Consider the following 14,769-nt stretch of genomic DNA (forward strand, 5'->3'; position numbering starts at 1 on the left):
CCCCGCCCCGGGGCCCCGGCCGCCCGCGAACCGCCCGGTTCAGTCCCAGCGGTGCGGGTCGAACAGGTCCACGGCCAGCTCCGTGCGCCCGTGCTGTGCGAGGTCGGCCAGCGCCTCCCCGACCGCGGAGGCGAACTTGTAGCCGTGCCCCGAGAAGCCCCCCGCCAGCACCAGCCCGGGCAGTTCGCGGCGCTGCCCGATCACGAAGTGCTCGTCCGGGGTCATCGTGTACATGCACGACGCCATCCGCTCGGGGAGCGGGGCCACACCGCTCAGTCCGGCGGCCAGCCGTCCGAGCCGCCGTGCGTCGGCGGCGTCGGGCTCCCGCGGCCCCGCGTCGGGGTCGACCGGCTCGCCCCACTGGACGCCCTCGCCCCTGTTCCCCGGGGCCTCGGCGTGCACGCCGATCTTGACGGTCCGCCCGCCGTCCATGCTGGGGAACCCGTACCACGTGCAGTCGTTTCCGTCCCGGGCGAACACCGGGCCGTGCGCGTGCGGGGACGGATCCCGCGTGGTGCGGAACCAGCCCAGCACCCGCCGCTCCACCCGCAGGCCGCCGCCCAGCTCCGCCACCTCGGGCACCAGCCGCGGCAGCCAGGACCCGGCGGTGACGACCACCCGGCGGGCCCGGACCACGGTGTCCCCGACCACCACACGGGGCCGGTCCGGGTCGGGGACGACGCGGGTCGCCCGGGCTCCGGTGAGCACCCGCGCGCCCGCTTCCCGCGCGAGCCGCACGGCCGCCGTGATCGCGGCCTCGGGCAGGACCACACCGGCGTCCTCCTCGAAGACGCCCACCTCACCCGGGCGCAGCACGTGCTGGGGGAAGCGCTCGGCGACCTGGTCGCGGGAGAGCACCTGGTGGGGGAGGCCGTGGTGTTCGGCGGCGGTGACCGACCCGGTGACGGCGGGGCTGTCCGGCGCGCCGAGCATGAGGGCGCCGGTGCGCACCACGAGCCTGGTCCCGGAGGCCTCCTCCAGCTCCGACCACGCGCGCCAGGCCGACCGCACTAACGGCACGTAGGCGGCGCCCTCCATGTAGGCGGTGCGGATGATGCGTGACTCGCCGTGGCTGGAGCCCCGGTCGTGCCCGGGCGTGAACTGCTCGACCCCGATCACGTCCACACCGCGCCGGGCCAGGCGCCACAGGGCCTGCGCCCCCATGGCTCCCAGTCCGACCACGACGGTGTCGGTCTCCAGCGGTGCCGCCACGAGCTTCCTCCCGGGTCCGGTGTCCGGGGCCGCGCCGACCGGAGCCCCGTCCCATGATCCCAGGGCCCGCGCATGGCGGGCGCCCGCCCACCCCCGGGGGTGGACGGGCGCCCGGTCTCGGAAGGGAGCCGAGATCTGGGGGGAGTTACTGGACGGGCGGGTAGGCGTTGGCCAACAGCTCCTGGAACTGCGCGGAGAACCAGTGACCCGAGACCGGCGCGTCGGGCAGCGCGCCGCTCATGTTGTAGCCGTTGCGCGGGTTGCCCTCATAGGTCGGGTCGCACATCCGGTCGAAACCCTTGCCCTCGTCGTTGTCGATCAACTCACTCGACCCGTCGGACTCACCCGGGGGCTTCATCCACACGTAGGCGTCGATCCCCGCCTCCGGAGCGGTCTGGGGGCGCTCGCCCAACCCGGCCCCGGACTGGTTGCACCAGTTCCCGGACTGGATGCGGCGGTCGTAGCGGCCCCCGTCCACGTAGGCGTTCACGTCCGTGCTCGGCCCCGGCCCGTCCGGCCGGTCCGGTCCGCCCCACCCGTTGCGGGAGGTGTCGATGAGCATCCCGATCCCGGAGTCGAAGCCCTGGCCCACCAGCTCCTCACGCAGCGCCTGGGCGTAGGACAACTCATCGGTGAACTGGTTCCAGTCCACCCAGTCCGACTGGCGCACCGGCGTGCCCGCCACCGTCTGGTCGATGGAGAAGTTCTCCTCCACCAGCGCCGAGTAGTTCGCGGTGTTGGCGATGAACCCGTGCACGTCGTCGGGGCTGGCCCCGGCGGCGTTGGCCGCCTCGTAGAACAGCGCCGCCGACGCGGTGAAGTTGTCCTGCCAGCCGATCCACCCGTGGTGGCCGGCGTCCACGTAGTTGTAGACGTTGGCGATCGCGCCCAACTGCGCCAGCGCGTAGCCCACCCCCTCGACGTAGTTGCCGTTGGCCAGCATCTCGTCGCAGTTCTCGGTCGCGGTCTCGCGCGGGGAGACGTTGGTGACCAGGTTGGGCAGCGAGTCGATCTCGACCGTGGTCACGATCCGCAGCTCGGTGTCCTGGTAGTCGGCCAGGATCTCGGCGATGGGGTCGATGTAGTCGTTCTTGTACCGGTCGATCTCGTCGGGGCCCAGCTCGCCGTTGGAGGCCAGCGCGGAGCAGTCGCGGCCGGGCAGGTTGTAGATGACCACCTGGAAGACCAGGGGCTCACCGTCGGCCTGGGCCAGGGCCTCGTCCAGGTGGTCGCGCAGGCCCATGCTGCCGGTGGTGGGGCTGTCGTTGCCCTCGATGGCGCTGATGCGGTCCAGCCACACCCCGGTGGGCTCGTCGGCCACGGCGTCCCCGCCGGGCTCGGCGGCGGCGTTGGCCGACCAGATCGGGTTGACGTAGACGTCAGCGCCCACGTACGGGTTGTCCACCCGACCGTCGTTGCCGGGCTCCTCCGGCTCCTCCGGCTCCTCCGGCTCTTCCGGTTCCTCGGGTTCCCCGACGTCACCGCTGCACAGCACGCCGTTGAGTTCGAAGGCCGTGGGCGCGGCGTTGCTTCCGGAGTAGGTTCCCTGGAAGCCGAAAGTGGCCGTGCCGTCGGTGGAGAGGGAGGCGTTGTGCCCGGCGTTGGTGGCCGAGACGCTCTGTCCGCTCTGGGTGACGGTGCCGTTCCAGGAGTTGGTGACCTGCTGGTTTCCGGCGAAGTCCCATTCCAGGGTCCAGCCGTTGAGCGCGTCGCCGAGGTTGGTGATCTCCACGCTCGCGGTGAAGCCGGAGCCCCAGTCGTTGAGTTGGTAGTCGACCTCGCAACCGGCCGCGGCACTGGCGGGTACGGAGGAGGCGACCGCCAGGGTGCTGCCGAGCACCAGGGCGGAGGTCGCGGCCAGGCCGCGTCGTGTCCACGAACGCGGGTTCGTGGCACGGGGGGGTGTGCTCATCTCTTCTTTCCTCGTGGAAGCGGGTTGCCAGAAGGAGCCTTGGGAAGTGCCGGGCCGGGAAGTTCGGGCCCGGCAGACGGAAGACACGGACAATTCCCTGCGTTTATGGAGGTGAGCGCTGCATTCGCATGCCTTAGATCCGGGGTAAAGCTGAGCGAAAAAGGACCGGAAGGGTTGGGAGCGCTCCCAGTCGGGGTGAGCGGGGGTGCAGGGGGATGGGTGTGAACAGTGTGTGCGAGGGCGTTGCCGGATTCCGCGACGGAGTGTTACGGATCCGGAACGCTTTCCTGAACGGTAGCCCGGCAATGGTGATATGTAAACACCATATGACCGGAGTATTTCTGGTACGCGGTTCACATGAGGGAAATGCGCAGGTGGTGACCTGATTCACAACCGGTCAGTAATAACCGGTGGTCGCCGGGTGGACACGGTGAGCAGTCCCGCTGCGGCGGCCGCGGCCCGGCCGCCGCGCCGCGGCGGCGCGGGCGGCGGCGCGGGCGGGCGGCGGCTCCGCTCCGGAGGGCGCGCCGAGGATTTCCCGCGCGCTCTGTTTCGGTTCGGCTCCGAGGGGTAACATGTGCTATGGGAGCGCTCCCGTCGATCGGCTGACCAAGCCGAGAACGATGGAGAACGCAATGGAAAGCACGACCCCCCAAGCCGTCGAGACCACCGAGAACACCGGGACCACCCGCCGGACCTGGGCCGCACGCGCGCTCGTCCTGGCCTCCGTGCCCCTGGTCGCCCTGACCACGATGGCCGCCCCCGCCTCCGCGCACGGCTCGATCGTGGACCCCGCCAGCCGCAACTACGGCTGCTGGGAGCGCTGGGGCGGCGACCACCTCAACCCGGACATGGCGCAGGAAGACCCCATGTGCTGGCAGGCGTGGCAGGACAACCCCAACGCCATGTGGAACTGGAACGGCCTGTACCGCGACAACGTGGGCGGCAACCACCAGGGCCAGATCCCCGACGGGACCCTGTGCAGCGGCGGCAACACCGAGGGCGGCCGCTACGACTCGATGGACGCGGTCGGCGCGTGGAAGACCACCGACGTCGGCGACGACTTCACCCTCCACCTGTACGACCAGGCCCAGCACGGCGCGGACTACTTCCGCGTCTACGTCACCGAGCAGGGCTTCGACCCGACCACCCAGGCCCTGGGCTGGGACGACCTCGAACTGGTCGAGGAGACCGGTCCCTACGCGCCCGCGCTGGACAGCTACATCGACGTCAGCACCTCGGGCAGGTCCGGCCACCACATCGTGTTCACGATCTGGCAGGCCTCCCACATGGACCAGGTCTACTACCTGTGCAGTGACGTGAACTTCACCTGATCCCCACGACCAACCGACCGGCCGTCCGGACCCCTCCTCCGGGCAGGGTCCGCCGGGACCTCCACCCCCGGCGGACCCGCGGCCGACGGCCGCACGGCGGACACCGCTCACCGCCGCGCGGCGCCCCCGTGCCCGGCTCCGCCCGCGCTCAGGCCTCCATGTAGCGCAGCACCGCCAGCACGCGACGGCTGTACCCCTTGGTGTCGCCCAGTTCCAGCTTGTCGAAGATGGCGTTGGCGTGCTTCTCCACCGCGCTCTGCGACACGAACAGCCGCGCCGCGATCGCCGAGTTGATGTGCCCCTGCGCCATCAGGGCCATGACGTCGCGCTCACGCTCGGTCAGGCGCCCCAGCGGGTCCCTGCGGCTGCTGCCCGCGAGCAGTTGGCGCACCACCTCCGGGTCGAAGGCCGCGCCTCCCCTCCCCACCCTGACCAGGGCTTCCAGGAACTCGTCGACCTCCACCACCCGGTCCTTGAGCAGGTAGCCCACACCGGTGGTGTTCTCACCGAACAACCGCGTGGCGTACCGCTTCTCCACGTACTGGGACAGCACCAGCACACCCACTCCGGGCTGCTCCCGTCGGATCCGCAGCGCGGCGCGCAACCCCTCGTCGGTGTGCGTGGGCGGCATGCGCACGTCCACCACGGCCACGTCGGGCGCCTCCTCGCGGACGGCCGCCAACAGGGCGTCGGCGTCCCCGACCGAGGCGAGCACCTGATGCCCCTCGTCCTCCAGGAGCCGCACCAGCCCCTCACGTAGCAGCGCCGAGTCCTCGGCCAACATCACCCGCACGGCAGCTGCGCCCTGACCGTGGTCGGGCCGCCCGCGGGGCTGTCCACCGACAGCCGACCGTCGAGCGCCTCGACCCTGCTGGCCAGACCGGCCAGCCCCGTTCCCGCGGGGTCGGCCCCGCCCACCCCGTCGTCCCGTACCCGCACCACCACGGACCTCGCTCCCTCCTCGCCCCGCGCGCCGACCAGCACGCTGACCCGTTCGGCGCGCGCGTGCTTGACAGCGTTGGTCACCGACTCGGCGACCACGAAGTAGGCCGCCGTCTCCACGGTCGGCGGGCACGCGTCCTCCAGGCCGTACTCCAGGTCGATCGGCAGGCTCGACCGGCCGACCAGGTCGTGCAGCGCGGCCCGCAGCCCCGACCCGGCCAGCGCGGCCGGGTAGACCCGCCAGGCGACCTCCTTCAGGTCGCGCAGGGCGTCGCGGGACTCCTCGTAGGCCTGCTCGACCAGTGCGCGCCCCCGCTCCGAACCCGGGTCGCGGCGGGCCCGGCCCAGCGCCATCCCCAGCAGCACCAGGCGCTGCTGGACGCCGTCGTGCAGATCGCGTTCGATCCGGCGGCGCTCCTCGTCCACGGCGGCGACCACCCCCGCGCGGGTCGCGACCAGGACCCCGATCCGCTCCTCCATGAGGTCCTGGCGGCTGGGGCCGAGGAACCTCCGGGCCAGCCAGCGTTCCGTTCCCACCAGGCCCACGGTTCCCTGGGCACTCAGGTACATCAGGGCCAGGCCGATCGGCACGATGGCGGGGTCGTTGCCGTCGAGCACCTCCAGCGGTGACAGCGCCAGGTAGAGCCCGGCGGCGAAGAAGGCCAGCACCAGCCCGCCGAAGAGCCCCACCGGGCAGCGCACCGCGAGGTAGGCCAGCGGCCGGGCCGTCCCGGGGCGCACGGTGATGTCGACGCCGAACAGGGCGGACAGGCGGCCGCGCTCCAGGGAGACCAGAGGCCCGGCGGCCCCGTCCAGCGCCCGGCGCAGGGACGCGCGCGAGGCGGGACGGAGCAGGAGCGGCAGCGCGGGAACGGCGGCCGCGAGGGCCGCCGCGAGGAAGAGGGCCTCGGCCAGCGCGGTCACCGCTCCGGCGGCGGCGCCCGTCACGGCCCGGCCCCATGCGCGCGCCACCGCTGCCGCCGGATGCGCGTCCCCGTGCGTCGTCACGTCCGTCCTCTCCACCCGTCCTATCGCCGCCGCCTCCGGTATCCCGCGCTGGGCACCCGGTCCCGGCTGCCCGGGCCCGGTACCCGGCTGTCCGTGTCCGGTGCCCGAGTCCGCTGGTGCGTGCCCGGCGCCCGCCTTCGGCCGCCCGCGCGCGGGCCCGTGCCCTCGGAATCCGCGCTCGCGGAAAACGGGGAGGCCGCGGTCGGCGTCAGCGTCGACACTAGCCATCGCCCGGGTGCGCGGGTACTGCGGAACACCGCATTCCGGGGTGGGGAGCCGCGTCCCGAACAGGGCGGGACTCCCCATGGGCGCGGGGGCCGCGGCTCCCTAGCGTTGTGGCCGTGCCGGCCGGCCCGCACCCCCGTTCCCCGAGACGAAGGCCGAACCATGACCGAGCCCCCGACCCTCCCGCGCTACGCCTGGCTCCTCGCCGGTACCGCCCTGTCCCTCTTCGCGATGCAGGCCGCCTGGGACATCGCGCTGCTCGCGTGGGTCTATCCGGTCCTGCTGCTGCGCTTCGCACGCGCCAGCCGACCGCTGCCCGCCCTGTCGGGCGTCCTCGCCGCCAGCACGACGGCCGTGCTGGTCTGGCTGTGGCTGGCCGACCTGCTCTCCCCGCCGCTGGTGCTGCTCGCGCTGGCCCTGGCCCTGGCCGACGCGGCCCCCTACGCCGCCGACCGCCTCCTGCACCGCCGACTGGGGGAGCGCGCCCCGTGGCGGGTCAGCCTGGTCTTCCCGCTCGCCACCGTGGCCGTGGAGTTCACGGTGGCCTCGGTGACCCCCTTCGGAACCATCCACGGGGTTCTCGGCGCCACCCAGGCCGACAACCTCCCGCTGATCCAGGTGGCCTCGGTGGCCGGTGTGTACGGAGTGAGCTTCCTGGTGGCCTGGGCGTGCTCGGCGGCGGCGCTGCTGTGGGCACGCGGCCTGACCGACCGCGCGGCCCGCACGGTGGCGGCGGCCTGCGCCGGGACGGTCGCGCTGGTCGCGGTCGCGGGCGGCGCGCGCCTGGTATTCGCCGCGCCCTCGGGCGACACCGTGCGCGTCGCGGGGGTCACCACCTCGCAGGGCGCGTGGGAGGAGCTGGTGCCGACCTTCCGGGAGTACGACTCGCTCGAGGCGCTGCGGGCCGCCGATCCGGCCGTGCTGCGTGAACGCTTCGGCTTCGTCAACGACGAACTCCTCGCCATCACCGCGAGGGAGGCGGCGGCGGGCGCCGAGGTCGTGGTGTGGCCCGAGTCGGCGGCCTTCACCCTGGAGGAGGACCGCGACCTGCTGGTGGCCGACATCCGGGAGGTGGCCCGGGACCACGGGTTGTACGTCAACGCCGGTATGTCGGTCTACACCGGGCGGGCTCCCCACATCCGCAACCAGATGCTCATGGTCGCCCCGGACGGCGAGGTCGTGTGGACCTACGACAAGAGCAGGCCGGTGCCCGTCCTGGAGCCCTACGAGCCGGGGACCGGCACGGTGCCCGTCGCGGACACGCCGGCGGGGAGACTGGCCGTGGCCATCTGCTACGACGCCGACTTCCCGGGACTGGTCCGCCAGGCGGGCGCGCGGGGCGTGGACGTCCTGCTGGTCGGCGCCAACACCTGGGAGGGGATCAAGGAGATGCACGCGCGCAACGCGGTGTTCCGCGCGGTGGAGAACGGCTCGGCCCTGTTCCGGCAGGCGAGCCGCGGCCGCGCCAACGCCACCGACCACCAGGGGCGGGTGCTGGCGACGACCGACTACTTCACCACCGGGCAGCAGACCATGGTCGCCATGGTGCCCCGGGAGGGGGTGACCACGGTCTACTCACGGATCGGGGACGCCTTCGCCTGGACGTGCGTCGCCGCCCTGACCGCGCTCGCCGTGCTCTCGGCGGCCCGGCCGCGCCGGGAGTGAGCCGAGGGTCCCGGGCCCGAGAGGGCGACCGCGGTCCTGGCGCTCGTGCGCGGACCCGCAGGCGGTTCCCGGCCGGGCACCGGAAACGGGCTCCGGACGACCGCCCGGACCGGCTGTTCCCCGGCTGACGGGGAGCGGCGCACGAGCGGCCCGCCCGGAGCACTGAGTGCTCCGGGCGGGCCGCTCCCTCCCTGCCGGGGCCGGGAGGGTGGTAGGTCAGTTGTTGCCGAAGAAGTGGTCGGCGGCGGCGCCGCCCGGGTCCTCCGCGATGCCGCTCACGGTGTCCGCCTGGTCCTGGAAGCCGCCCACCGCCTCGGCGGCGCTGTCCTGGAAGCCGCCCACGGCCTCCTCGCCGTAGGCCTGGGCACCCTCGGTGAAACCGCCCACGGCCTCCTCGCCGTAGGCCTGGGCGCCTTCGGCGAAGCCGCCGACGGCCCCCTCACCGTAGGCCTGTGCGGCCTCTCCGGCGCCGCCCAGGGTCTCACCGACCCCGCCCACGGCGTCGGACACTCCCTGGGCTGTTTCCTCGGCTGCTCCGCCGAAGAGGTTGCTCAACCAGTCCATCACGTCGCGCACATCCTTATCTCAGGTCCGTGGGGGCCGATCCGTCTATGTCTACCCGGCCCGGGTAAACTCTCAGTAAGGGACGGACGCGCAGAGTGATCCCACGGGGTCACAATGCGACTCGTGCGCCGTTCCCTTGCCCGGGAACCGCTGGTCAGCGGGTGAGGCCTCCGTCCGAAGCGACGGGGGCGATTCCACAAGAACGCCGCTGGTGTCCACGATCACACCACCGGTACTCTTCTGTCACCCCGGTGATCGTGCGCAAATCCGCTTTCCGGACTGCCGGAACTCCCGGCCAGAGCGGCGACCACGCCACACCGGGGATTGCGGTCGGATTCCGGCCGCATTCCGCCGGAGAATGGGCCGTATGGCCGACACGAGTGCGCGGATGCTGCGCCTGCTCTCCCTGCTCCAGACCGGCAGGGCCTGGCCCGGCGCGGACCTGGCCGCCGCCCTGGAGGTCAGCCCGCGATCGCTGCGCCGCGACATCGACCGGCTGCGCGAACTGGGCTACGCGGTGGAGGGCCTCCGCGGCCCCGGCGGCCACTACCGGCTGGTCGCGGGCCGCGCGGTGCCGCCCCTGCTCCTGGAGGAAGACGAGGTCGTGGCCGCCGCCCTGGGGCTGCGGATCGTCGCCGCCGGGCTCGGCGGGGTGGAGGACGTGGAGGAGAGCGCGGAACGGGCCCTGGCCCGGTTCGCCCGGGTGCTGCCCTCACACCTGGCCCGCAGGGCGAAAGCGCTGGCGGCGGCGGTCGAACCGGAGCAGCGGGTGTGGCCGGGCGTGCGGACACGGGTCCTCACCGACCTGGGCGAGGCCGTCGCGGACGGCCACTGGGTCCGGATGCTCCACCGCGGCGGCGACGGCCGCGAGATGCGCCGCAAGGTGGACCCGTACCGGCTGGTCCTGACCGGACGGCGCTGGTACCTGTTCGCCTGGGACCGCGAGCGCGACGACTGGCGGACCTTCCGACTCGACCGGATCACCGCGGTCACCCCCGCCAGGGCGCCCTTCACCCGCCGGGAGCTGCCCGGGGAACCGCTGGCCGACCACCTGGAGCGGGGCTTCGGTACGGGGGAGGCCCGGCACACGGTGTCGGTCCTGTTCGACGCGTCGGCCGGGGAGGTGGCGGCGCGGATCTCCCGGATCGACGGCGGCCTGGAGGCGGTCGGCCCCGGCCGGGCGCGCTACACCGCCCGCGTGGACTCCCACGAGTGGCTCGCGGTCGTCCTCGCGCTCACCGGCCTGCCCTTCACGGTCGAGGGCCCGCCGGAGTTCGCCCGTCACACCGCGGCGCTCGCCGACCGCCTCCACCGGTCCGTGGGTGGAACCGGCTGAGAGCCGCGCCGTGCCCGGACGCCGGGCGCCCGGCGTCCGGGGGCGTTCTCAGGGGACGATGGAGTCGACGTACCCGCCGTCCACCCGCACGGCGGCCCCCGTGGTGGCCGAGGCCAGCGGCGAACTCAGGTAGGCGACCATGTTGGCGATCTCCTCGGGTTCGATCAGCCGCTGCAGGAGCGACTGCGGCCGGTGCAGGCGCATGAACTCCCGCTGCGCCTCCTCCCAGGGCAGGTTCCGGTCGACGAGCTGGTAGACGAAGTCCTCCACGCCGCCGGTGTGGGTGGGACCGGCGATCACCGAGTTGACGGTCACCCCCGTGCCCGCTGCCTCCTTGGCGAACCCCCGCGAGACCGCGAGCAGTGCCGTCTTGGACATGCCGTAGTGGATCATCTCGGCCGGGATCACCACCGCCGAGTCGCTGGCGATGTTGAGCACCCGGCCCCACCCGCGTTCCGTCATCCCGGGCAGGAACTCCCGGGTCAGGCGCACGGCGGAGAGCACGTTGACCTCGAAGTAGCGCCGCCACTCCTCGTCGGAGATGTCGAGCGCGTCCCGCGCCCCGAAGATCCCGAGGTTGTTGACCAGCACGTCGAGCCGGGGGAGCAGCTCGCGGAGCCGGTCGACGCCCTCCTCTGTGGTCACGTCGGCGGTCGCGGCCACCGGCGCGGCCCCGGGCACCCGCTCGGCGATCGCCTCCACCGCGCGGGCCACCTTCTCCCCGCTGCGCCCGTTGACCGCCACCGTCGCCCCGGCGCGAGCCAGCGCCGTGGCGATGGCCAGGCCGATGCCCTGGGTCGAACCGGTCACCAGGGCCGTGCGTGTACGCAGATCGATTTCCATGGGGTCACGCTACGTCGCGCCGCGCCCCGCCGCCCAACGCGACCCGTCGCCCGGGCCCCGGGAGGTGGGGGCCGCCCCACCACCGGACCTCCGTCCAGACCCCGTGACGCGGACCGGCCCCCGTGTTTGGCTCTTGCTCGGGGGCCGGACAGGGCGCCGAACCCCCTCCACACGACGAGACGAGCGGAGTTCGCCATGGACGGGCACGTCCGGGACCGGACCGGAGCCGACGCCGCCCCCCACGCGCTGCGGGCGACCGGGCTGACCAGGACCCACAGGCGGGGCGGCGTTCCCGTCCACGCGCTGGCCGGGGTGGACGCGGCCTTCCCCCGGGGAGGGTTCACGGCGGTCATGGGTCCCTCCGGCTCGGGCAAGAGCACCCTCCTGCACTGCCTGGCGGGACTGGAACGCCCCGACGCGGGCACGGTGACGGTGGAGGGCCGACCGATCACCGGACTCGCCGAACCGGCCCTGACCCGGCTGCGCGCACGGGCGTTCGGGTTCGTCTTCCAGTCATTCAACCTCCTCCCGTCGCTGACCGCGGGGGAGAACATCACCATCGGCCAGCGCCTGTCCGGCCTGGCCCGGGACGAGGCGTGGCACGACCACCTCGTGAACTCGCTCGGCCTGGCGGACCGCCTCGACCATCGGCCCTTCGAACTCTCCGGGGGCCAGCAGCAGCGCGTCGCCGTCGCCCGCGCCCTGGTGCACCGGCCGAGCGTGCTCCTGGCCGACGAACCCACCGGCAACCTCGACTCACACTCCGGGGCCGGTGTCCTGGAGGCGCTGCGCCGGGCGGCATCCGACCACGGGCAGACCGTCGTCATGGTCACCCACGACCCCGTAGCCGCCGCCCGCGCCGACCGCGTGCTCATGCTGCGCGACGGCCTGGTCCAAGGGGAGCTGGCCGACCCCACCGCGGACTCCGTCCTGGCCTGGATCCGGCGTCTGGAGGAGCTGTGAACCGCGCGACGCACCATGGTGCGCCGCCCGGGGCGGTAGCCGTGACCCCACCCACCACGTCACCCGGGGCGCCGACCGGTCGGACGTCCTACCCGGACCACCTCGAAGAGGACCCGCGCCACCACGAGGCGGCCCCCGGCGACGGGGGAGGCGGTGCCGCGTGATGCGGATGGTTCTGCGCGGCGCCGCCGACCGGGCGCGCCAGCTGGCCCTGTCGGTCCTGACCGTGGCCCTGGGCGCCGGGCTGGCCACAGCCGTCCTCGCCCTCCAGGACTCGGCCGAACGGGTGGCCGCCGAAGGGGCCGGGGCGTCCTGGACGCTGTCGCGGGCGCCGGTCGTGGTGACGGCCGTCCCCGAGGAGGCGGCGGCCGGGATCACCGCCTCACCGCTGGGGGAACCGCCCCGGCTGGACCCGCGGACCGTGGCGGAACTGGAACGCCTCCCCGGCGTGCGCCGGACGGCGGTCGAGGCCCCCTTCTCCGCCTACGTGGTCACCTCCGACCGCACGCTCGGCGGCCACTCCGACCGCTCCTTCGGCCACTCCTGGGCGCTGGCCGAGGCCGAGGGGCTCACCCCGGCCACCGGGCGGGCCCCCGAGAACGGGGGCGAGGTGGTCATCGACACCCGCACCGCCGCCGACGCCGGGCTCACCCCCGGCGACCGCGCGCGGGTCCTGACCTCCGACGGGATCGCCGAGGTCCTGGTCACCGGAACCGTCGAGCGCGGCGGCGCCCCGGACCGGGCCCTGTTCTTCCCAGCCGCCGAGGCCGCGCGGCGGGGCGGCGACCCGGTCGTGGCCGCGCTCTGGCCCGGGGAGGGAACCGACCCCGAACGGCTGGCCGGGGCGGTCGAGGAGGCCGCGCCCGGCGTCCGGGTCCTCACCGGGGACGAACGCGCCACGGCGCTCGCGCTGGACGGGCACAACCGGGACCTGGCCTCGGGCATGGGCCGGTTCCTGGGCACCATGGCCGCACTGGCGCTGGCGGTGGCCGCCGTCACGGTCGCGGGCCTGCTCTCCCTGACCGTGCGCGACCGTGCCCGGGAGTTCGCCCTCCTGCGTCTGGCCGGGGCCCGGCCGGGGCTCGTGCGCCGACTCGTCGTCGGGGAGGCCCTGGTCCTGGGGTGCGTGGCCGCCGCGCTCTCCTGCTTCGTGGGTTCGGCGCTGGCGCTGCTCCTGACCAGGATCTTCACGGCGCTGGGGACGCTGCCGGACGGGTTCGAACTGCTCCTGGGCCGGCCCGCGCTCGCGGCGGGCGCGGCGCTGGCCCTTGCCGTGCCGCTGGCGGCCTCCTTGCGCCCCGCGCTCACCGCGGGCCGGATCGCGCCCGTGGAGGCGATGCGCGCGGCGCAGGCCGAACCCGTCCCCTTCTCCCGTGCCCGCCCGGTGCTCGGGGCCGTGGCCCTGTGCGGTGCGGCGGCCCTGTTCGCGACGGCCTGGGGCCTGGCCGGAACCGTGGTGGCGGTGACCGCCGCCGTCTCCGCCGCGCTGGTCCTCGTCGCCGCAGCGGTCCTGCTCTCGCCGGTGCTGGTCCACGCGGCGCTGCCCCTGCTGCGCCCGGTCACCCGCGGGAGCGCCGCCTTCCTGGTCGCCGACCGGGAGGCGCGCGCCGACGTCCGCCGGGTGGCGGGCGTCATGACTCCCCTGCTGGTGACGACGGCGGTCGCGTGCCTGCTGCTCTTCCAGGAGACGACCACCACCGAGGCCCGCCTGCGCGCCTACGGTGAGCGTCTGGCCGCCGACCTGGTGGTGTCCGGGGCCTTGGGCGTGGGACTGCCCGCGTCCGCGGCCGAGGCCGCCGAGGACGTGCCCGGGGTCGCCGCGGCCGGGGGTTACCGGCAGACGGTCACCTCCGCGGGCGGGCCGTACCTGACCACCCACCTGGTCGAACCCGGTACGGTGCCGCGGATCCACGACCTGGCGGTGGAGGACGGCGCGTGGGAGGACTTCGGCACCGGCGGCGTCGCCGTGCGCGCCGACACCGCCCTGAGCCGGGGGTGGCGCGCGGGGCGGACCGTGGAGCTGCTCGGCCCCGACGGCACCGGGTTCACGGCCAGGGTGTCGGTCCTGTACCGGGCGGGACTCGACTTCCCCGACGTCCTGCTGCCCGAGGAGGCCGTCGCGCCCCGGATGCTCGACACCCTGCACAACGGCCTGTACGTGTTGCTCGACCCCTCGGCCGACGCCGGGAGGACGGCCTCCCTGTTGGAGGAGGCGATCGACGCCGGGCCCGAACTCCGGGTCGCCGACCGCGCCGGGCACATCGCGGACCAGGCCCGGATCGGCCAGGAGGACGCGTGGATCACCCACCTCATGGTGGCCCTGTTGGCGGGCTTCGCCGGGGTGAGCGCGGTCAACGCCCTCGTCGTCTCCGTGTCGGCCCGCGCGCGGAGCTTCGCCCTGCTGCGCCTGGTGGGGGCCTCGCGGGCCCAGGTCGCCGGGATGGTCGCGGGGGAGGCCCTGGCGGTGTCGCTGGCGGGGGTGGCGCTGGGCACCGCCACGGCGCTGACCGGGGTGGCCGCCGTGGGGCACGCCCTCGTCGGCGGCGGGGCGGTGGTGCTCGCCGTCCCTCTGGACCAGTACTTGCCGCTGGCCGGCGCCGTCGTGGGCATCGGGCTGCTCGCGAGCCTGGTCCCGGCCGTCGCGGCCCTGCGCGCCCGCCCGCTGCACGCCGCCGGGTGAGCGGCAGCGGGGCCCGGCGCTCACCGGGCCCCGCGACGGTCATGGGCGGGCGCCGCACCCGGGAGCGCGGCGCCCGCCCACGGCC

At 74.2% G+C, this 14,769-nt stretch carries 11 protein-coding genes; 5 read left to right on the forward strand and 6 right to left on the reverse strand.

Annotated features, from left to right (window positions below):
- Nucleotides 1-39 precede the first annotated feature (39 nt).
- Together solA and KGD83_RS07605 are read right to left on the reverse strand one after the other, a co-directional pair.
- Nucleotides 40-1,212: an N-methyl-L-tryptophan oxidase gene (solA, locus tag KGD83_RS07600; protein WP_212643156.1), complete on the reverse strand. Its 1,173-nt coding sequence runs from the start codon at nt 1,210-1,212 to the stop codon at nt 40-42.
- Nucleotides 1,213-1,357: 145 nt separating this feature from the next.
- Nucleotides 1,358-3,124, reverse strand: a complete 1,767-nt coding sequence (locus KGD83_RS07605) for a glycoside hydrolase family 6 protein (RefSeq protein WP_249352204.1) — start codon at nt 3,122-3,124, stop codon at nt 1,358-1,360.
- A 635-nt stretch (nt 3,125-3,759) separates the two neighbouring features.
- On the opposite strand from KGD83_RS07605, the gene KGD83_RS07610 reads away from it, so the two are divergent.
- On the forward strand, nt 3,760-4,458 hold the full coding sequence (locus KGD83_RS07610; protein WP_212643157.1) for a lytic polysaccharide monooxygenase auxiliary activity family 9 protein: 699 nt from the start codon (nt 3,760-3,762) through the stop codon (nt 4,456-4,458).
- Between the two features lie 148 nt (nt 4,459-4,606).
- Here KGD83_RS07610 and KGD83_RS07615 read toward each other — a convergent pair whose 3' ends face one another.
- Both KGD83_RS07615 and KGD83_RS07620 read right to left on the reverse strand, forming a co-directional pair.
- Nucleotides 4,607-5,251: a response regulator transcription factor gene (locus KGD83_RS07615; protein ID WP_019611223.1), complete on the reverse strand. Its 645-nt coding sequence runs from the start codon at nt 5,249-5,251 to the stop codon at nt 4,607-4,609.
- Nucleotides 5,242-6,408 carry a sensor histidine kinase gene (locus KGD83_RS07620; RefSeq protein WP_212643158.1) on the reverse strand — a complete coding sequence of 389 codons (1,167 nt, stop codon included), beginning with the start codon at nt 6,406-6,408 and terminating at the stop codon, nt 5,242-5,244. The genes KGD83_RS07615 and KGD83_RS07620 overlap by 10 nt, the downstream gene beginning before the upstream one ends.
- Nucleotides 6,409-6,795: 387 nt before the next feature.
- Here KGD83_RS07620 and KGD83_RS07625 point away from each other — a divergent pair, with 387 nt between their 5' ends.
- Nucleotides 6,796-8,298 (forward strand): nitrilase-related carbon-nitrogen hydrolase, encoded by a 1,503-nt coding sequence (locus KGD83_RS07625; protein WP_212643159.1) that lies wholly within the window; start codon nt 6,796-6,798, stop codon nt 8,296-8,298.
- Between the two features lie 216 nt (nt 8,299-8,514).
- On the opposite strand, the gene KGD83_RS07630 is transcribed toward KGD83_RS07625, so the two are convergent.
- Nucleotides 8,515-8,874 carry a hypothetical protein gene (locus KGD83_RS07630; RefSeq protein ID WP_212643160.1) on the reverse strand — a complete coding sequence of 120 codons (360 nt, stop codon included), beginning with the start codon at nt 8,872-8,874 and terminating at the stop codon, nt 8,515-8,517.
- A gap of 355 nt (nt 8,875-9,229) precedes the next feature.
- Here KGD83_RS07630 and KGD83_RS07635 point away from each other — a divergent pair, with 355 nt between their 5' ends.
- Nucleotides 9,230-10,198 carry a helix-turn-helix transcriptional regulator gene (locus tag KGD83_RS07635; RefSeq protein ID WP_212643161.1) on the forward strand — a complete coding sequence of 323 codons (969 nt, stop codon included), beginning with the start codon at nt 9,230-9,232 and terminating at the stop codon, nt 10,196-10,198.
- A gap of 48 nt (nt 10,199-10,246) precedes the next feature.
- Here KGD83_RS07635 and KGD83_RS07640 read toward each other — a convergent pair whose 3' ends face one another.
- Nucleotides 10,247-11,041 (reverse strand): SDR family NAD(P)-dependent oxidoreductase, encoded by a 795-nt coding sequence (locus KGD83_RS07640; protein ID WP_212643162.1) that lies wholly within the window; start codon nt 11,039-11,041, stop codon nt 10,247-10,249.
- 195 nt (nt 11,042-11,236) lie between these two features.
- Between KGD83_RS07640 and KGD83_RS07645 the strand changes: the two genes are divergently transcribed.
- Together KGD83_RS07645 and KGD83_RS07650 are read left to right on the forward strand one after the other, a co-directional pair.
- Complete coding sequence (locus KGD83_RS07645) at nt 11,237-12,004, forward strand: ABC transporter ATP-binding protein (RefSeq protein ID WP_212643163.1); 768 nt, start codon at nt 11,237-11,239, stop codon at nt 12,002-12,004.
- A 163-nt stretch (nt 12,005-12,167) separates the two neighbouring features.
- Complete coding sequence (locus KGD83_RS07650) at nt 12,168-14,684, forward strand: ABC transporter permease (RefSeq protein WP_249352415.1); 2,517 nt, start codon at nt 12,168-12,170, stop codon at nt 14,682-14,684.
- Nucleotides 14,685-14,769 lie beyond the last annotated feature (85 nt).

This window comes from Nocardiopsis akebiae (assembly GCF_018316795.1).
In the GTDB taxonomy this organism is placed as follows: domain Bacteria; phylum Actinomycetota; class Actinomycetes; order Streptosporangiales; family Streptosporangiaceae; genus Nocardiopsis; species Nocardiopsis dassonvillei.